General features: G+C 45.2%; 16 protein-coding genes and 1 pseudogene. 12 read left to right on the top strand and 5 right to left on the bottom strand.

Annotation, left to right across the window (positions count from 1 at the left end; genetic code table 11):
- Positions 1 to 77: 77 nt before the first annotated feature.
- Positions 78 to 567: pseudogene (locus QUA16_RS29860) on the bottom strand (hypothetical protein); the annotation flags it as partial.
- A 174-nt stretch (positions 568 to 741) separates the two neighbouring features.
- Entirely contained in the window at positions 742 to 2,823 is a 2,082-nt protein-coding gene (locus QUA16_RS29855) for a hypothetical protein (protein ID WP_333107790.1), read from the bottom strand.
- A 239-nt stretch (positions 2,824 to 3,062) separates the two neighbouring features.
- Between QUA16_RS29855 and QUA16_RS29850 the strand changes: the two genes are divergently transcribed.
- From QUA16_RS29850 to QUA16_RS29825, 6 genes are all read left to right on the top strand, one after another.
- Complete coding sequence (locus QUA16_RS29850) at positions 3,063 to 3,275, top strand: hypothetical protein (protein WP_333107789.1); 213 nt, start codon at positions 3,063 to 3,065, stop codon at positions 3,273 to 3,275.
- Positions 3,276 to 3,384: 109 nt separating this feature from the next.
- Positions 3,385 to 3,762 carry a hypothetical protein gene (locus QUA16_RS29845; RefSeq protein WP_333107788.1) on the top strand — a complete coding sequence of 126 codons (378 nt, stop codon included), beginning with the start codon at positions 3,385 to 3,387 and terminating at the stop codon, positions 3,760 to 3,762.
- 133 nt (positions 3,763 to 3,895) lie between these two features.
- Positions 3,896 to 7,177, top strand: coding sequence for a CHAT domain-containing protein (locus QUA16_RS29840; protein WP_333181564.1), 3,282 nt, complete (start codon positions 3,896 to 3,898; stop codon positions 7,175 to 7,177).
- 3 nt (positions 7,178 to 7,180) lie between these two features.
- A complete protein-coding gene (locus tag QUA16_RS29835; RefSeq protein ID WP_333107786.1) occupies positions 7,181 to 7,561 on the top strand; it encodes a hypothetical protein in 381 nt (126 codons plus the stop codon).
- A gap of 377 nt (positions 7,562 to 7,938) precedes the next feature.
- Positions 7,939 to 8,820: a hypothetical protein gene (locus QUA16_RS29830; RefSeq protein ID WP_333107784.1), complete on the top strand. Its 882-nt coding sequence runs from the start codon at positions 7,939 to 7,941 to the stop codon at positions 8,818 to 8,820.
- Positions 8,821 to 9,438 carry a hypothetical protein gene (locus QUA16_RS29825; RefSeq protein ID WP_333107783.1) on the top strand — a complete coding sequence of 206 codons (618 nt, stop codon included), beginning with the start codon at positions 8,821 to 8,823 and terminating at the stop codon, positions 9,436 to 9,438.
- Positions 9,439 to 9,532: 94 nt separating this feature from the next.
- Here the strand turns inward: QUA16_RS29825 and QUA16_RS29820 are convergent, their stop codons facing one another.
- Positions 9,533 to 9,802, bottom strand: a complete 270-nt coding sequence (locus QUA16_RS29820; RefSeq protein WP_333107782.1) for a hypothetical protein — start codon at positions 9,800 to 9,802, stop codon at positions 9,533 to 9,535.
- A gap of 70 nt (positions 9,803 to 9,872) precedes the next feature.
- Positions 9,873 to 11,444 (bottom strand): CHAT domain-containing protein, encoded by a 1,572-nt coding sequence (locus QUA16_RS29815; protein WP_333107781.1) that lies wholly within the window; start codon positions 11,442 to 11,444, stop codon positions 9,873 to 9,875.
- 818 nt (positions 11,445 to 12,262) lie between these two features.
- Between QUA16_RS29815 and QUA16_RS29810 the strand changes: the two genes are divergently transcribed.
- The 4 genes from QUA16_RS29810 to QUA16_RS29795 all read left to right on the top strand — a co-directional run bounded on the left by QUA16_RS29810 (position 12,263) and on the right by QUA16_RS29795 (position 16,927).
- The gene (locus QUA16_RS29810) at positions 12,263 to 14,263 is read left to right on the top strand and encodes an FAD-dependent oxidoreductase (RefSeq protein ID WP_445252153.1); all 2,001 of its coding nucleotides are present in this window, start codon (positions 12,263 to 12,265) and stop codon (positions 14,261 to 14,263) included.
- Positions 14,264 to 14,576: 313 nt separating this feature from the next.
- Complete coding sequence (locus QUA16_RS29805; protein WP_333107780.1) at positions 14,577 to 15,263, top strand: class I SAM-dependent methyltransferase; 687 nt, start codon at positions 14,577 to 14,579, stop codon at positions 15,261 to 15,263.
- A complete protein-coding gene (locus tag QUA16_RS29800; protein WP_333107779.1) occupies positions 15,263 to 16,333 on the top strand; it encodes an aromatic ring-hydroxylating dioxygenase subunit alpha in 1,071 nt (356 codons plus the stop codon). Before QUA16_RS29805 ends, QUA16_RS29800 begins: the two co-directional genes overlap by 1 nt.
- Positions 16,334 to 16,591: 258 nt before the next feature.
- On the top strand, positions 16,592 to 16,927 hold the full coding sequence (locus QUA16_RS29795) for a transcriptional regulator (RefSeq protein WP_333107778.1): 336 nt from the start codon (positions 16,592 to 16,594) through the stop codon (positions 16,925 to 16,927).
- Between the two features lie 75 nt (positions 16,928 to 17,002).
- Here the strand turns inward: QUA16_RS29795 and QUA16_RS29790 are convergent, their stop codons facing one another.
- Positions 17,003 to 17,476 (bottom strand): hypothetical protein, encoded by a 474-nt coding sequence (locus tag QUA16_RS29790; RefSeq protein ID WP_333107777.1) that lies wholly within the window; start codon positions 17,474 to 17,476, stop codon positions 17,003 to 17,005.
- A 329-nt stretch (positions 17,477 to 17,805) separates the two neighbouring features.
- Between QUA16_RS29790 and QUA16_RS29785 the strand changes: the two genes are divergently transcribed.
- Both QUA16_RS29785 and QUA16_RS29780 read left to right on the top strand, forming a co-directional pair.
- On the top strand, positions 17,806 to 18,129 hold the full coding sequence (locus QUA16_RS29785) for a type II toxin-antitoxin system RelE/ParE family toxin (RefSeq protein WP_333107791.1): 324 nt from the start codon (positions 17,806 to 17,808) through the stop codon (positions 18,127 to 18,129).
- Positions 18,113 to 18,484: a transcriptional regulator gene (locus QUA16_RS29780; RefSeq protein WP_333107776.1), complete on the top strand. Its 372-nt coding sequence runs from the start codon at positions 18,113 to 18,115 to the stop codon at positions 18,482 to 18,484. Before QUA16_RS29785 ends, QUA16_RS29780 begins: the two co-directional genes overlap by 17 nt.
- Positions 18,485 to 18,648: the final 164 nt, after the last annotated feature.

Raw genomic sequence — 18,648 nt, 5'->3', positions numbered from 1 at the left:
GCTCTGATATTCTCTGCTTTATCCTCCTGAGTGAGTGTCAGTAACATTATACCTCATCTTTCCGAGAAAGGCTATATATCTCCTGTTACTATTTTTGGCTTGACTCCCCAGTTTATTATTTCACTCACCATTTCTCTCAAGTAATCGTTTGGGGTTTTTCCCTTCTTTTTATCATAAATTCTATAATCTATTGGGACTGACTTACCATTAATATCGCTGTAATATAGGGTGATTAAATTTAAACCAATAATAGTTTTATGAGCTTTTCCTGACCAAAAATAACTAATCACTTCGGCATTTTTAGGGTCGCTGTAAATCTTTTCTATGACTGTATCGTCTACACTTAGTATCGCTCCTGTCAAGTTGATTATTTTCTCAATCTCGCTGAATAAGTCTTTCGGCTCATACCTTTCTCTTAACAAAAAGCGATTGATAGGATCGTGAGAAACATCTGCCTGTATCTCTGATAATCTGCTACATCCTCCCCACTTGGGTTCTGACAACAATGCAGGAGGTGTAAAGGTCTATATTGCATTGTGCCGTAGAGGGTTTAGTTATTTTTCTCATTGTCCGATACCTAGAAAGTAGACGACAATTATTTATCAATTCACTGTTGGGTTATTTTGTCAATGCGTAAGTCCTATAAGTTTAGGAAGAAGTTTCGGCAGTTGGCCCGGAAGTAAGTAGGATTTTTTAACCGCAGATGTCAGTGGATGAACGGGGATGCACGCGGATTTGGCCTTACCCTTCGAGGGGTAAACTTGGCCCGGCTGGAGGTAAAACTTGGCGGTGAACGCTTATTTTGTGGCTTTCGCGCTGAGTTTGCATTTCGACGGCGATCGCCTCAAATTCGACTTCCATGCAGCCGTAGGGAATCTCTAACTCGACACTTGCTCTAACATTTCCAAACCCGTTAGCTTTAAATTCGGTAATCCAGCGCGGGCCGTCGAGAATCAGGTAGGTTTGCCGATCGTACACCCAAACTTTTACATAAATCCGGGGCATTAATTCCGGGAGTTGCACTTGCACTTTTACAGCCTGGCCCGCGATGATTTCGGCACGCGGCAATTCCAAAATGGGCATCGGTACTAATTCGTCTTCTGGCAAAACGTAGGGAGTTGGGGGAGTTACTTCGGCTGCGACAGTTGCGGTTTTTTGAGCAACTTGTTTCGGCTGCGGGGGTTCGTCAAAAACCACAAATTCTCTGGCTTCCGGGCTAGTAGATTTGGGATCGGAAATTGTTTCGCTGGTTTCGGGTTGCTGCTGGGTTGGGCTGCTTTCTTCCACAACGGCAATTTCGTCGCTGCTATTGGTGGCGGCTGTTGGATTTGGTGACAGGGTGGTTGCTTTCAGCCAGTCGGGGGATTCGCCGTTGCTGGCTAGGGAGCTCAGTCGCGACCAAAATCGACTTTCGACGTTTAAGGTCTGAAATGCCTGTTTTGTGGGTGCTGGCGGGGTTTCTGGGGCTGTTGTTTCTGGTTGGGGGCTGTTTTCGTGTTTTTGGTCGATCGCTCCGATTTCGGCTGTTTGAGAGGGATTTGGGAGGTCTAAAGGTTTGGTTTGTGGGTCGATCGACTCTGCGGCAGTTTGAGGCGAATTGGATATTTCCGAGAGCAATTGCGATCGGCTGCTGTCGGGCAGTTTGTTACCGAATGCGGGCAATTCTAGACCGCCTGCACTTGGGGTGTGACGCGAAGCCAGTAGAGGGGGTAGGGCTTCCTTGCTTGGGACTTCGGCGGGGGAGGGAGGGTCTAAGGATTTTTCTACTAGCTTGAGGAAGGATATATTTTTGGCGCTTCCAGACGGTTTTGAGGCTGTTGGGGAGGGTTCGGCTTGATGCTTTTCTTCGATGAAATTGTCTTTAATTTCCTGTAGAAGGTGCTCTAAACGGGCTGTAATTGTGAATAGTTTGGTGGCTAGGGTGACGCCGCCGCTGCTGAGAATTGCTTCTCCTAAAATTAGGCGGCTTTTGCACTCGGTTGGGATGTAGGTGACGCAGGCAAAGATGCAGGGGGGAACTTGTTCTGGCATCGGCTGCTGGATTTCTGCGAGAATTTTTGAGGTTTGGGGGTCGCGCAGGTAAATTTGCAGTTGTGCTGAACCGATGAGTTGTTTGAGTTCTAGCGCTTCGGATTCGGGGATGAGAGTTGCTGTTTTTCTGCTTTGTTGGGGGTGTTGGGGAATGTCGATTTTGCCGGAAATGATTAAGGGGCGACCGAGTTGGGTGACGAAGGTTTCTCGATCGAGGACGAGTTCGAGTTGGACGCCCGGTTTGGGTTCGGGGGTTTGGGGAATGGGGAATTGGTAGATTTTGGTCTGCTGCGGTGCCTCAGCGGCTGCTGGGATTTGTGGGGCTGGGCGATCGACCGGTGCTGCGATTTGTGGGGCTGGGCGATCGATCGGTGCTGCTATTTGTGGGGCTGCGGTGGAAGCAGCGGGTTCGAGGTCGATCGGCGGTAGGGGTTCGGAGGTTTCCGATTCTGCGGGCAATACTTCTAACTGAACGCCGTACTGCCAAGGTTTTAATGGTGTTGATTTGGGATCTGGCAAGCAGGAGAGTTCCCACAGTCCGGGTTTGAGCCTGGTGTAGGGAATGATCACGACTAATCCTTCGGGGTTGGTGCGGGCCGATCGGCTTTGGACTTTCCGCTGCGCCCCTGGGTCGAAGGAGGTATGGGTAACGCGAATTTCGATGTCAGTGTTGGGATGCTGAATGCGAGCAACCACGCGGTATTTACCTTCTAGAATTTCCACGTCGGAGGTTTCTAGGGGCAACCAGGCGCGATCGCCTTCTTTCTGTAGCAAAAATTCTAATTTTTTCATCTTTCTTTTCTCTCGAAGACCCCCGCTATGTTGCTGAAAGGTTTGCGGTAGGTGGTTTTTTGACAGCTACAGGCGTTGAATTACTATATTTTGTACAGTTTATCACTACTGCTCTAGAAAACTTAGTTAAACTTATCTCAGCTTTACGATACCAGAACATTAAGCACTTATACCATTTTTCTGTGAAGGGTTCTTCCGGCAACTTGGGGTAGTCAGTCCCGGTAGAGTTGGGAACGAACGTGACTACGATCCTCTTCGAGGGCTTCGCCAACGCAAACGGGCTCAATATGGTCAGCCCGCGTCTTGGTGGTGAAAAAGGCTGCCAAACATCTGAAATTTGGTTGACGACGTTAGCGCAGCCCTCGAAGAGGATCGCTCGATTTGACTTTTTTCAACCGCGATCGACAATAAATCTTGTTTACGATCGATCGCCAATAGCTAGGATGACGTAAGTAAGTCTATCCCACCAAGACGCGGGCTGGTTTCTTATGATTTGTCTGTAAAATAAAGTAATGCCACTGTAGTCACAGTAGAAACGTATCGATCGATACCCGCCCCCTGATGAACCAAGAGCGCCAGGAAGCCTATCTCAACCTTATTCAACAACTGCTGAATTGCCCCAGTTGGGAAGAAATAGAACAGATTTTAACAGCCAACCAAGAATTACTCGATGCTGGCTTTTTGCAGAGGCTGGAAGCAGTAGCCCAAATGTATTGGCAGGAGGGAGATGAAAATACAGCCAATTGGTTGATAAATCTGGCAAATCAACTGGTAGAAGCGTTGAATTTATCATCGCCAGTTGAGCGAGAACAGAACTTAGAATCTCTCAGTGAGTCGAATTTTCAGATTTATTGGCAATTTTTATTACAAGTGCTGCAAGCAATACGAGAAAGCAACGGCGACGCGCAGGTTGTTTACCCATTACTAGCAGCTAAGTAGTAGGACACAATTAATCACACAAAAATTTGGGCTACAAGCCTTGTCTAGTAAAGAATCAGCAAAAAATCAGTGTGTAATTAATTCTGTCCAATTACTTAATACAGATAAACTGAATCTAATTTCAGCAGAAATATTGTGGCGCAGGGCAAGCACGAAATCGACAGAATTAGCAGCAGATACAGCACAATCTATTGCGGTAGTTATTGTCGATTTTAGCGATCTGATTCAGCAATTCCCATTGGGAAACAAAGCCAGCAATATGGAAATAGCGATCGCCGCTTACAATCTGGCACTGACTATTTACACCCGCGAGGCTTTTCCTGTTGATTGGGCAATGACGCAACATAATCTGGGGACTACCTACAGTAACAGAATACTAGGAGAGAAAGCTGAGAATATCGAACAGGCAATCGCTGCTTACGATCGGGCACTCACTGTATTAACCAGCGAGGATTTTCCTGTTGAATGGGCAATGACGCAACATAATCTGGGGAATGCCTACAATAACAGAATAATCGGAGAGAAAGACTCCAATCAAGAACAGGCGATCGCTGCTTACAATCGGGCACTCACTGTATTAAACCGCGAGACTATTCCTATTGATTGGGCAAGCAGGCAAAGTGGTTTGGGAAATCTCTACATTAACAGAATACTAGGAGAGAAAGCGGAGAATATCGAACAGGCAATCGCTGCTTACAATCTGGCACTGACTATTTACACTTACGATGCTTTTCCAATTGATTGGGCAAGGACGCAAAATAATCTGGCCGCTGCCTACATTGACAGAATAATCGGAGAAAAAGCTGAGAATATCGAACAGGCGATAGTTGCTTGCAATCTAGCACTCACTGTATTAACCCACCAGGCTTTTCCAGTTGATTGGGCAAAGATACAAATTAATCTGGGGGCTGCCTACCGCAATAGAATACTAGGAAAGAAAGCTGAGAATATCGAACAGGCAATCGCTACTTACTATCGGGTACTGACTATTTACACTTACGAGGCTTTTTCAGTTGATTGGGCAATGACGCAAAATAATCTGGCGGCTGCCTGCCTTGACAGAATAATCGGAGAAAAAGCTGAGAATATCGAACAGGCGATCGCTGCTTGCAATCTGGCACTCATCGTTAGAACTCGCGAGGCTTTTCCTGTTAGTTGGGCAACGACGCAAAATAATCTGGGCAGTGCCTACAGTAACAGAATACTAGGAGGGAAAAACGATAATCTGGAACAGGCGATCACTGCTTACAATCGGGCACTTACGGTTTATACCCGTGAGGCTTTTCCTGTGGAACGGGCAAGAACGCAAATTAATCTGGGGGCCGCCTACCTTTACAGAATACTAGGAGAGAAAGCTGAGAATATCGAACAGGCGATCGCTACTTACAATCTGGCACTCACAGTATTAACTCACGAGGCTTTTCCTGTTGATTGGGCAAGGACGCAAATTGGTTTGGGGGTTGCCTACCTTTACAGAATACTAGGAGAAAAAGCCGAGAATATGGAACAGGCTATCGGTGCTTACAATCGGGCACTGACTATTTATACTTACGAGGCTTTTCCTGTTGATTGGGCAAGGACGCAAAATAATCTGGGGGAAGCCTACCGTAACAGAATACTAGGAGAGAAACCCAAGAATTTAGAACAGGCGATCGTTGCTTACAATCTGGCACTCACTATTAGAACCCGTGAGGCTTTTCCCCAAGATAATGCAATAACCTTAGCGAACTTGGCTTTGCTTTACTACAATGAAAAGCAGTTTCTTTCTGCCTACAATACCTTCGTCAAAGCCATTGAAATTGTGGAAGCATTGCGAGACGAAATTATTTCGGGCGATGAAAGCAAACGCAAGCAAGCAGAAGAATGGAATAAGCTGTATCGTTGTATGATAGAAACTTGCCTGGAGTTTGGTTATGATGACCAAGCGATTGAATACAGTGACAGAAGCAAAACCCGCAACTTAGTCGAACTCCTTGCCACTCGCCACCTCTATCCTCAAGGTAAAATACCCGCTAATCAGCGCCAAGAAATGCAACAACTACGACGGGAAATTGACGTAGAAAAACGTCGCCTCCTCACCGATTCCCAACCCGACTACACCCAGATCAACAAACTTCGCCAGCGGTACAACGAACTTTACCCATTTGAACCCATCTGCTTTCACCAAATCCAACATTTCCTCGACGACAATACCGCCATTACCCAATGGTATATCTTTGAAAATTGTTTCCGCGCCTTCATCATCACCCAAAATAATTCTATTATTTGGAAATCCTCTCCACTCGACCTTAAAAATTTAGAAAATTGGGGCGATGAGTATCTACAAGCCTACATCGCAATCAAACAAGCAGAACCCGAATCAGCAGAACAACAAGAACTGCAAAACCAATGGCAAGATAGCTTAAATTCGCGCCTGCAAAACTTAGCTGAAATTTTGCATATTAACGAGATTCTCGCTCAACTCCCAGGCACAATTAACCAGTTAATTTTTATTCCCCATCTCTACTTGCACCTATTACCCCTCCATAGTTTGCCAGTCAGTCCAGAAATCTGGCAGCACTTCCATCAAAAATCCAGCCCACCTCCCAGCCATCCCTATCTGCTAGACTGCTTTAACAATGGTGTTCGCTACGCCCCCAGTTGCCAACTTCTCCAACAATTGCAACAACAGCAACGCCCTAAATTTGAACGCCTGTTTGCCATTCAAACCCCCACAGAAGACTTATACGAACAAGATTTAGGTGCTGTCGCAGCCATCAAAAAACAGTTTCCCGATTCTCCTTGTATTCTGAAGCAATCCCAAGCCAAAAAATCAGCAATCCTGAATATCGATGAAAACACAAATACCACAACCATTCACGAAAAACTGCTAGCATCTCACAGCGCCTTTTTCTTCTGTCACGGTTACTTCAACTTTAATTCTCCTCTAGATTCTGGGTTGCAGTTAGCCGATGAAACCCTAACTTTAGCAGAAATTATCGAACACTTTGACCTCAAAACCTGTCGCCTCGTCACCCTTTCTGCCTGCGAAACAGGTTTAATCGATTTCGATAACATGAGCGATGAATACATTGGCTTACCCAATGGTTTTTTATTAGCTGGCAGTACCAATGTCGTCAGTAGCCTCTGGACTGTCAGTAGTGTTGCCACTGCCTTCTTGATGATTAAATTCTATGAAGAACTCCAGCAACAAACTAATATCGCCTTAGCGCTCAATACCACCCAACGCTGGTTGCGGGATACAACCGTACAAGGATTTCTAACTTGGCTTGGTAACTCGCAACTAAGTGAAGATTGGCAGGAATTACTGATTGAACGCTTCAATCAAACTCCAGCCGAAAAGCGAGCAACTGTAAAACCGTTCGAGCAGCCTTATTATTGGGCAGCTTTTTGTACCATAGGAAAAGGAGTGTAGTTAATGTCTGTCTATAAAAATAGCATCAACGCTTTTATTTACGTCCTAGAATCCAAGCCTGACTTGATTCCACTCCAAGATTGGGATGAGTTGAATCAACTAGCTAGTAATCTCCCAGAAGATGCAGAGGAAATTTCCGAAAGAATTCAAAATTGGTTGAAACCAGAATCTCGCAGTCAGATTCGAGAAGCTTACCGGCAGCGGCGAAAAGAACTCGCCCCTTCAATTTATCTTGACCCAAACAAAATTTTAGGGCCTGGTAATACCAAATCTCCTACCCCCCCCGATCGACCTAGTGAATCTTCCAAAGAAATGCTGGAAAATGCGATTAAAAAGAACTCTCCCTTATTGAATTCTCCACCAACCCAGCCACAACAACCATGAAAAATTTCACCATCAAATTTGTAAAATCGTAGGTTGGGTTGAGGTACGAAACCCAACCCATGAAAAACCCATGAAATCTATATTAGCCAGCCAAGGATTAGCTCGCCATCCCGAAAGTCCGCCAGGGATTTAAATCCCTGGCTAATAGCGAAAGTCCACTGAAGTGGACTGATACCAAGTCCGGGTATCATACCCCTTTTATTCTTTAATCGGCGCAGGCCGATTTTGTCTGTGTAGCAGCGGTTTCAACCGCCGGGTCATAACTATTAGCCCGGAAATTGATTTCCGGGCGGGCTATGGCAACACCACCGATCGATCTGATAACGGTCAACAACCCGGTTTCTTCGAGTCTTAATGATTAAAACCCAACAACAACCGTGAAAAATTTCACCATCAGCCTCTATGCCTTTCATCTGCGCCACACCCTCACCGATGCTCCCAATGAAGTTGACCCCGAAGCCAAACTTTTGTGGGAAAATCTAGCCCAATTAGGTGCAGTAACTCTACCATTTTCAGCTTTAAAGGATTTACATTTAAAGCTGATTTGTTACCAAAATGGCAACTACGAACCCCAGCGCGAACAAGGACGACAAACGGAATGGCTGACCGATTCTGGTAGCAGCATCGATTTAGGCACTTTCCCCACCACAGAAGGCTTCAAAATCAAAGGCAATCTTCAACCTTTCGGGCTTCACGATACCTACGCGGTTGACCTCACTTTGTCCCCAGAATCGCCCCAGATTTCAATTGACGTACCCCAACTGAAACTTTTTAAACCCGCTAGCTTATTACCCACCTCAATTCAAGCCTCTCTCGGACAAACAATCTGGATTTATGGAGAAGTAGATGCCAGCGAAAATTGTCAGCAACTAGCTGAAAAAATTGCAGTAGCATTGCTAGCTGGAACCAATTTAAATCCAATTGAAGTGGGTAAAGACAAACTCTTGGGCAGTTTCTTGTTTGAATACAAAACAATCGACCCCGACGACCCCCAAAATCCGGCGAAACAATGTCAAATTCTAATATCGTTGAACAACAGTCAAGCCGACACGCTAACATGGGCAGGACAAGCCTACGACTGGCTGCGAAATTTGATGTTATGTCGCCATAAAATCCTCTATATCAATCACCAAGCTAGGGAAAGGTATCCGCAAGCAAGAGAACTATACGCCAAACTAGATCGACAAGTGCGAGAGTTTCCCACCCAAATTGCTGACCCAAAAACGCGCCTAGAAACCCTCAAAAAAATATTGACATAATTGCCATTAAATGCTCTTGATTATAATCGCTGCTTGGGAGACATCAAAGCACACCAAACCGCAATTACTACTAACACCAAAAACTACGAAACTTACCTAAAAAACATCAAGGCAATTGGCGATGTTCCCCAATTTTGGCAAGATTTTCTCGATCGCACCTGCAACCAATGGCAAAATCAAATCCAAATCGATCTCGACTACCTTTCTCCAGGTCAAGATTTATTTGGGCAGATGGTTGATACAATTCGAGGTGTGGTAGAAACAGAACAAGCCGAAAGCGATCGCGCTGCCGAATCAACTGCTCAAAAACGCCAACAAAGATTAGAGCTATTAATTACCGTTGCCAGTACGGGTTTAGCCGTCAGCGGAATTTCTTCTCAAGTGGCTAACGAACCTGCTAAGACCATCTTGACTCAGCTTTTTCCAGCGCAATTTCCGGCATCCTCTAAGCCTGAATCTCTTAGTTATCTTGTTACCAGTTTCTCTCCTATAGTCTTTCATTTGTTGGTAGGAGTTATCTGTGTCATTCCTTTAGCTGGCATTGTATGGGGAATCCAAACCGATGCGATCGGTAAAATTCGTAGGTTCATAAAAAAACTGGCAAATCGCAATCCGTGAGCAGGCAGTCCCAGCATTGATTTGAGATAAAATAGCTGCGATCTTCTAAATCTTTTTCCGCTTGCTGGGAAAGGCGATAGCGATTCACGGGCACTTACTCGTGTTGTCCGCGTTGTTTGATAGTGAGGAGAAGATTCGGCAGAGAATTGTCATCGTACTCTGTATATTGTCCTGTCTGAAGCTGTTCTACACCGATCGCTATTTCCTGCTTAAGAGTTTCTCGATCGGCTTTTGTAGTGTCTGAAGTTTGATTTGGAGTTAGAAGTTTATGGATGAGGATGTGGCGCTCTTCCTCGGTGAGAGCGAGGATAATTTGGGTGAGGGTATCGATGAGTTGAGTGTTGATCGTGGCGGCTTCGGTCATATGCGATCGGAGAATGGTTGCATTAGAGGAAAGATAACATTATTTTAACTTAGCCATTTTCAATCAGAATTCACCAAGGACTGCCGATAATGCTGAATGCTGCCCAATAATACGGATGGGATAAATCTTTGCTGTCGAGTTTGGGGATGGACGGGGGCAAGGGAGTTTCGCCTCGGGAACTTCGCAGTTGACCGCCTTCGATCGTCACTTTGCCTTCGATCGCAGCAATTTGTGCTTGCCTGAGAGCTTCAGCTTTAATAATGGGAGGGTCTTTTGGCCTGCGGATTTTTAACTGCTGGTAAAACTCACTCATCAGGGCGAGAGTCCCCGCATCGCTGACGTACCACAGGCTGGCGAGGGCTGATTTTGCTCCGGATTGCAGCGCTAAACCTGCAAATCCTAGTTCTGCTTCTTTGTCTCCCAAGGCGGTTCTACAGGCGCTTAATACTAATAGTTCGAGGGGCGGATTGTTCCATTTTAAATCTCTCATTTGATCGAGGCCGAGTTGGGTGTCCCAAAATTGAATGTAGGAGTTATTTGGGGTTCCGGGGCGGAATTCCGCGTGGGTGGCGAGGTGGATGATTCCGTATTTTTGTTGCAGTCGCTGGGATTGCAAGTTTACTATGGTGAAGTCTTGGTTGAGAAAGGATTTACCGGGCCACTGTCGGGCGATCGCGCCTAGTTCTAATGGAACTGCTGGCAGCGGTTCTTTGTTCGCTGTTTCTGCGAAATCTGAGGCTCCCATTGCTAGGACTTGCACGTTTCTGAGGTCGGCGTAATTGATGTCTGTGAGTTTGAAGGCGGGGATGCGGGCGAGGCTGTATTTTTGGATGAGAAATTGCTTTCCGTCGTGCATTGCTGCTAGGGGTACGGTTCGTAAACCGGCGCCGACGCAGAACAGCAAGGTTTCAATTTTTGCTGTTTGCAAATCTGTTTCTAGGGGTGCAACTATCCATTTGTATAGTTGTTGCGCTGGTTCTAGATAGGTGGTGGTGTTGATTTTTACGGGGTTGGTGATTTCGCTGCCGAATTCTTGAACTACTGAGAGCAGTTTCTCTTGTTTGGCTTCTGGGACGCTGTGGAGAATGGGCGGGCTATCGGGTAATATTAAGATTAATTCTAGTTGGTCGGTGCGCGGGATAGCGTAAATTAAAGCTGGTTTTTTCTTTGTTTGAACTGCTAGGCGGGAGAGAGTTTTTGATATTGCTTCGGCGGTTTTCGCACGGGTTTCAAAGTCTTGTTCAAAGTATTTTTGATAGTCTTCTTCCCAGTCTTGTTCGATTCGGGTTACGGCTTCGGTGAGGTTTCCCCGATCAAGCAAATTTCTCATTTCTTGCCCGTTAAGCCCGCCCTGGCCTGTGTTTTGGGCAATGGTAGCGAGGTTCGCCGTGCTCCAGCAGAAAAATATTGCTATCAAACAGTAAAAAATAGCTTTTTTAATTTTTTTCTGATTCGTGTGTTTTAAGCGTTGCTGCTGGGATTGGTAGTGCATGATTTTCGGGCGGTTAAAGGCGCCGTTGGCGGCAGCAGTTGGCAAAAGTTGGGATGTGGGTGGAAATTTTGACTGGGCTAGCGATCGCGGCACAAGTCTAGCATTCAAGACCAACCCCAAATATCTACCGTAGGGTGTGGATACCAGCACCAACCGACTCCCCGCAGCAAGAAATGCACGATTTATGTAAAAGTTTGTAAATTATCCAGGGGTTTTGCATAAACAGGACTTACGCAAAAACCCGGTTTCTTCAAGTCAGTCCTGTTTTTTACATAGCAGCCAGGTACATTTAACTGAGATGTTGCACCATTCTCAATAATCCTTTTATGAACAGGCTTTCCGGTCTGTTCCACAAAAAATTCATCTTTTGTGGAACGGGCATCTTGCCCGTTCTTAAGAAGGGTGCAAGATGTGAGTTTAACCGGCATTAGCTACGGGCATTTTTGAATTTTTGCGGCACATCCGCACTTCTCAGCTTGAATCGGGTTTGGTCTTGGTGTTGAATGAGGAATATCATGAATCGAGCGACCATATATAGAGTGATTTCAGTAGATATATTCTCTGTATTTACTTGTTTTAAAATAGTTGGGTTTTTTCGCGTCAACTTACTTAAAGCTCGACTGATTAATTGTTTTGCCTTGGATATCTGCCCGGTTATTTCGTACAATTCGCCGAGACTGCCTTTTGCCTAAGATTTTGCCTGAAAATCTCCTAGTTTTTTAACATCATTGGCAGTGGTTGTCAAGAGTTGAGAAACATCAATAAAAACACTTAATTATTTAGAGGATTTTACGCTATGGGGTCGATCGCTTGTTCCTTCTTGATTCTTGGTTATCTCCTAGATAACTAAAGCCTTATTTTTTCCGCTATACATTGTGTGCGATCGAACTTGGCACGGTGCGATCGCGATCGGACTGAGGAATGTGTCTTAGTATTTCTTCACATATCCTGCTTTCGGTCTATGATATATGCCTTATGGCGTATTTGTGTTTAAAGCCCGTTACCGCGTACCGCTGATGAGTCAATCAACCAATTCACCGCTATCCCAACCAGTTTCTCGACGCACCGCCCTCAAATTCCTCGGAGTCGGTGCCGCAGGCGGGCTGCTGGGCTACTCTCGGTTTTCCAAGCCAGAGCCCGCCGTTTTTGTGCAAGATTCTCTTGACTTGCCGCGAATGCTGAATAACCGCAAAACCGTTGCAGTTGTAGGCGCAGGCTTGGCCGGGCTTGCCTGTGCTTACGAACTCAGTCAGCGGGGTTTCGCCGTGACGCTGCTGGACAAATCGCCCCAACTCGGCGGCAAAATTGCTAGTTGGCCGATACAAGTCGGGAACGAAACTTTTATGATGGAACACGGTTTCCACGGTTTTTTTCCGCAATACTACAACCTCAAAAGTGTGGTTGAAGAACTAGAAATTACCGATAACTTTGTATCTTTAGAATCCTACGCCGTTCTGTTTCGAGACGGCAAATACAAACCCGAAGTTTTCCGTCCCAACCATTCAGCTTTTCCCTGGAATATAGTTGACTTGGGGATATCTTCTCCCAATCGGCTCAAGTGGGGAATCAATCTGACAAAACCCGCTCACTGGGAAGTATTTCGAGAAATAGGCGGTTTTCAAACTCAAAAAACTTTTGATAGACTCGACAATATATCAGTTGCAGACTGGGTAAAAGGTGAATTTCCGCGCGGGCTTTATGACTTGTATTTTCTGCCTTTTGCCAAGTCCAGCCTCAACGCTCCCGACGAATTGAGCGCGGGAGAATTAATGCAATTTTTCCACTTTTACTTTTTCGGAAATCCAGAGGGTTTAGCCTTCAACGGTACGCGGCAAGATATGGGCACGAGTTTGGTGCAGCCTATTGCCAGATCCATTGAAAGCAAAGGCGGCAAAGTATTGACAGATGTCGCAGTCAGTGAAATTCGCTGGGAAAACGGCAAGATTGATTCTCTGAGTTACCAGTCTGGAGACGTGCAAAGTAAAATACCTTTTTGGGTGAAGCGAAACGCGCTGTTAACTGACAGCAACTCTACCGAATATTTCGGCGCTGGGGACAGCGTATTTGCCGCCGCACCGTCGGGAAAAGAGGCAATTTCTCTGAGCTGCACTCACCAAGGCTGCACAGTTCAGAAACAAAACGACGGTCAATTTCACTGTCCTTGTCACGGGGCAGTTTTTGATGCCGAAGGGCGAGTTGTGAGCGGGCCTGCTCAGCGGGATTTGCCTCGATTTAAGGTAGTCGATGAAAAAGCCGATGAAATACAGTTAGCAGCAGCGGTTAACCAATCGCAGCCGCAAAATTTGGGAGAAACATTGAAGGCTGATTATTATGTTTTGGCGGCCGATGTTCCGGGGATGCAGCATTTGTTTAGTTTGGCTACCGGTGAGGTGAATCCGCAGGTGCACAGCCGGATCGAGAGCTTGAAAATAGCCGATCCGTTTGCGGTGGGCCGTTTTTGGTTCGATCGCGAATTTCCCTGGGAACACAGCAATTTCAGTTCGCTTTCCGGCTATAAACTGACTGATAGCATTACGCTTTACCACAAAATTCAGGATCAGTTCATCGAGTGGAATCAGAAAACTGGCGGTAGTGTAGTGGAACTGCACGCTTATTGTTACAAGGAGAAGGAATTTCCGAACCAGGAAGTTTTACTGGCTACTTTTGAGCAAGAATTGTACGAAATTGTACCCGAATTAAAAGAGGCAAATATGCTACACCGGGAATTGGTAAATCAAAAGAATTTCTCTGGATATCCGCCCGGTAGTTATGCGGAAAGACCAGAAACTTGCTGCGCTGTTCCGAATCTTTTGTTTGCGGGAGATTGGGTGAAAATGCCGTTTCCTTGCGGTTTAATGGAAAGGGCGGTTAGCAGCGGTTTGTTGGCAGCTAATGCTATTTTCTCTCAGGAGGGTTTGCAGAGGCGATCGCTCTTGACCGTGAATCCCGAAGGCGTCTTAAAAATCTAAGGTTTCCAGCGGGGCGGGTTTTATAAATCGTCAATTATCGGCTGCTATCCTCGGTGAAACCCGCCCCCTGTCATACCTTTTTAGATTTTAGATTTTAGATTTTAGATTTTAGATTTTAAGGAATGAGAATGACTGATTAAATAAGGGTTTGGAGGTTTCCTACAGTTACATTCTTTTGTTAAGATGAGTTAAGGTTTGTGGGTGTGGTTTCCCGGAAGATAAAAGGCAGAGCTTGCGAACAAAAAAAATATCTGCGTTGAGGGGGGTGGATCTGCGGTTAAAATATTATTGAATGAGTATAAAGCAATAATAAATGCTGAAGAGTAACTGCAAAATTCGCAATAAATCTGTAATGTTTGATGCTTTTGCAACAGAATACGATTTCGCTGCCACCTTGCAAAGCCAGAACGATTTCTTTATTAAAAATCTATCGACCAGCAAAGGTGCAGTATTAGATATTGGCTGCGGTTCGGGAATTCTTGCTTTTGAATTAGCCCAGTATTACGATAATGTAGTGGCCGTCGATTTATCAGCAAAAATGCTGGACATCGCCCGTCAAAAACGCTCAGCCCCCAATATCGAATACATCCAAATGGATGCCAGTCAATTAGCGATCGATCGCCAATTTGATTTAATAGTTAGTTCTGCAACTTTCCACCACCTGCCAAACCTTCCCGCTGCCCTCCATGCAATTAAAAAATTGTTAAATCCGCACGGAAAAATCGTCTTTCTAGATAATATATCCGAAGTCGAGACACCTGCTACAATAGGCTACATATTAGGTGCAGCGAGAGATTTTAAGCCCGACTGTTCTACCTACGGATTTCGCAATGCTTTAAGATTATTAAAATTTCGATTGTCGCCTGGGTGGTTGAAACATTTAGCTAGCGATAGGTATTTGTCAGAACGGAGATTTAGAAAAATTTACGGTCGTTGCTTTCCGGGCTGTTATTTTGTAAAATTGGGTTGTTTTATGGGCGTAATTTGGGAATATTTGTAATGCAAAACAACGCGATAAAATCGGAATCTGCAAGGGGAGAAAAAACTCACATCCGCGAGTTGGGTATTAATCTCGATCGCTGGTATGCAATCGCCCGCAGCACCGAGGTGCAAACTCAGCCGCTAGCTGCTAAAATCTGGAATCGGGCGATCGTACTTTTCCGCGACAGTGCAGGCAAAATCAACGCTTTAGAAGATAGATGTCCGCACCGGCAAGTTAAACTCAGCCACGGCCGAGTTAAAGGCGATTTAATCGAATGTGCTTACCACGGATGGCGGTTAAATGCAAGCGGTGAATGCGCCGAAGTCGATTATTTAGCAGAAAATCAAAAGCTACCTAACTGCAAAATTCGCTCCTACCCAGTCCAGGAACAAAACGGTTTTATCTGGCTGTTTCCCGGCGACGAAACGCAAGCAGAAAAAACTAATTTACTGGATTTGCCAGAGTGGGAACATCTCAATTATATTGCCACTGTTTCAGTCATCGACTGTCAGGCACACTATTCATTTTTAATTGAAAACTTGATGGATATGTACCACGGACACTTGCACGATGATTGGCAAGCTTGGGCAAATCCTGTGTTAGATACTTTAGAAGAAAACGAGCATCAAGTAACGGCTCGCTATCAGGCACAAAGTTATTACAAAATAGATAAAATCTGGTCAATTTCTCAGTTATTTTTTAAATCTTTGCGCCGACTGCACCCGGAACCGCTGGATGTGAGCTATATTTACCCGCACTGGGTTTCAACTTTGGGAAGCGATTTTAAGATTTACTGCTTGGTTTGTCCGGTAAGCGAGACAGCAACTCGTGCTTATTTAATTCATTTTACCTCATTAAATGCGTTTTGGCGGCTGCACAAATTGCCTGTTTGGTTTCGCAAGTTTATCAAAGATAGTTGTTTCGGCGCTGCTCAAAAGTTATTAGATGGTTTGGTGCGGCAGGATGTGTTAATGATTGAGGAAGAACAGCAGGCTTTTTTGCAGAATTCAGAAAGAAAAAGTTATGAATTAAATCGAGCTTTAGCCAGCGTGCAAAAGTTGATCGTAAGTCAGGCAGAAAAGGGATAATTCAGCTTACTTACCGATAATTTTGTTGGTAGTATATGGAGGGTGGACAGTGCGTACCTTACCGCTATAATTCGCGCGTAATATCAGGCTCACTTAAATAGATATAATTTCTGTAGGGGCGGGTTCACCAATAATAATTGCCTAAAACTGACAATCTCATAAACCCGCCCGGCCGATTGTTATAAGCAATTAACTGAACTTGATATAAACCATTTTTTTTGCCTTAGTTCTGTGGGGGTTATACTATAAGTGCAGAATATGAAAAACGCGATAGCGCAAACCAGTGATAGCTGGCTGAATGCACGAATTGAATCTCTAAAAAACCCCGCAGAAGCTGCGGCTTACCTGAGTGTGGCTTTAGAAGCAGAATCACCGGATTCTCAACTGCTGCGGGCCGAAATTCAAGACGTAATTGATGCAGGTTTGCTGGGGAACAATCTTTCAAAGCAAGCTAAAGTACATCACGAGAAACTCGATAAAATGCTTTCGGAAAATGGCGCTTCTGAAATTTACACTTTGATCGCGTTATTGGATGCGTTAGGATTTAGGCTAACAGTTACTTTAAAAGAAGATGAATTGGCGATGGGGGAATGAAACCCCTCGCCATTCATCTGCGTTAATCTGCGTCCATCTGCGGTCAAAAAAATCTAAATTTCCTCAGCACAAACTTTACTTTTTAGGCCGCTGCTTCTGGTAAACGCTGATAACTTTATCGGCATAAGTAGCAGTTGCGCCACTTTTACAAGCTGCGGAGTCCCCTGTCATCCACCAGCAAGCGGCGCGGCGTACAGCGGTTAATTCATTGTTGCTGCTAGCTTTGTATTCGTCGCGCAGCAAATCGCCCACGATACAGGTAACAATTGATTTGGCTTTTGTGGCGTCGGCCTCAAATTGTTGGGGTGTTAAATCTTGTTTGGTACAGAATTTTGCCCAGCGGGAAATATTGTTGGGTAAAACTTGCCACTGACTGTACATTCCGTCATTTGCTGCTTGTGGCGGGGCGGCTTGTCGCAGCGCTTCTACAAGGGCGGAAACTTGCGCGTCGGTGACTGATTGCGCTGCTGCTGGAAGTGATTGCAATCCGAGGCTAATTATCAGGCTGCCGAATAGTAGATTGGTTTTTGCGAGCGATTTAAAATTCATTCACAATGCCCTGTTTGATTTAAACTGTGTTTCCTGAAACAAGGTTTACTATTTTGTCTATCGAATACCTCTGTCTTAAGTATGATTTGCCGACTTAATGCACTGTCGATCGCCCTATTATACAAATTGTTAATCAAGTACGATAAAATCATGGAAGTACAACCCAGGGAAATTAGACGTTACATCCGACGGGAGCATCTCACCTTTGCAGCCCTCCGCTAGAAATTGGAGTTTTGAGGCAGGAGGCAGGAGGCAGGAGGCAGAAGGAAAGAGGCAGAAGGAAGGAGCCAGAAGGAAGGAGCCAGAAGAAGTATTTTTACAAATATGAGATGCTCCCCATCCGACCGGATGGCAGAATTCCTTTCTTAGAGTGGTACTACGCCCTACGAGATGGAAAAGCCCAAGTTAAGGTTGATGCAAGGCTTGAGCGAGTTAGTCTCGGCAATCTGGGGGATTATAAGTCAGTCGGAGATGGTGTCTGCGAACTCAGGATTAACTACGGCCCTGGCTACCGGATTTATTTTAGACAAATAGGAGCGACAATTGTGCTTCTGCTCTGTAGTGGGGATAAAAGTACCCAAGAACAAGATATTCTCAAAGCGAAGGAGTATTCGGCAGACTATGAAAGAAATGAAAATGCCTACCAGCGATAGCTACCGCGAGTCCCTAATTGAATCTCTCAAAGATGCCGAACACGCTGGTGGTTTTATCGGGGCTATCTTGGAAGAAAAAGACCCTGAACCCGCACTCCTGAGAAATGCCATCAGAAAGGTAATTGAGGCTAAAATCAGGATGAATGCTCTTTCTGATTCAGCAAAAGAACATCACGAAAAACTCGACAAGATGCTGACTGAAAGCGGCGGTTCGGAAATTTACAGTTTGGTAGAACTGCTGGAAGCGTTAGGATTTAAACTAGAAATTACTGTCGCAGATAATGAGTTGCCCGCTGACTCGGAATCAACGCATTTTGGGGAATCAGAATTATCGCCCGAACCAGCTAATTTCTAGCAGATTGTAGCCTTATTTCGAGCGCAGTAAAGGTTAATCTAGATTATCGGTTGTGTGGGGGCGGGTTTATATAAATTGTTTGCGGGCCTCAAATATTATTGGTAAAACCCGCCCCTACAGCCCATCGTAGGGGCGGGTTTCACCAACCATTTATGCTAGAAACC

Source organism: Microcoleus sp. S13_C3, from assembly GCF_036700905.1.
In the GTDB taxonomy this organism is placed as follows: Bacteria; Cyanobacteriota; Cyanobacteriia; order Cyanobacteriales; family Microcoleaceae; genus Microcoleus.
Note: the sequence above shows the minus strand (reverse complement) of the source record. Positions and strands in the feature narration are given on the sequence as shown.

Bases quoted from the DNA above. Each gene is read 5' to 3' on its own strand.
- QUA16_RS29855 (WP_333107790.1), bottom strand. From the start codon at position 2,823: ATGAAAAAATTAGAATTTTTGCTACAGAAAGAAGGCGATCGCGCCTGG.
- QUA16_RS29845 (WP_333107788.1), top strand. From the start codon at position 3,385: ATGAACCAAGAGCGCCAGGAAGCCTATCTCAACCTTATTCAACAACTG.
- QUA16_RS29835 (WP_333107786.1), top strand. From the start codon at position 7,181: ATGTCTGTCTATAAAAATAGCATCAACGCTTTTATTTACGTCCTAGAA.
- QUA16_RS29820 (WP_333107782.1), bottom strand. From the start codon at position 9,802: ATGACCGAAGCCGCCACGATCAACACTCAACTCATCGATACCCTCACC.
- QUA16_RS29810 (WP_445252153.1), top strand. From the start codon at position 12,263: ATGCCTTATGGCGTATTTGTGTTTAAAGCCCGTTACCGCGTACCGCTG.
- QUA16_RS29805 (WP_333107780.1), top strand. From the start codon at position 14,577: ATGCTGAAGAGTAACTGCAAAATTCGCAATAAATCTGTAATGTTTGAT.
- QUA16_RS29800 (WP_333107779.1), top strand. From the start codon at position 15,263: ATGCAAAACAACGCGATAAAATCGGAATCTGCAAGGGGAGAAAAAACT.
- QUA16_RS29795 (WP_333107778.1), top strand. From the start codon at position 16,592: ATGAAAAACGCGATAGCGCAAACCAGTGATAGCTGGCTGAATGCACGA.
- QUA16_RS29790 (WP_333107777.1), bottom strand. From the start codon at position 17,476: ATGAATTTTAAATCGCTCGCAAAAACCAATCTACTATTCGGCAGCCTG.
- QUA16_RS29785 (WP_333107791.1), top strand. From the start codon at position 17,806: ATGCTCCCCATCCGACCGGATGGCAGAATTCCTTTCTTAGAGTGGTAC.
- QUA16_RS29780 (WP_333107776.1), top strand. From the start codon at position 18,113: ATGCCTACCAGCGATAGCTACCGCGAGTCCCTAATTGAATCTCTCAAA.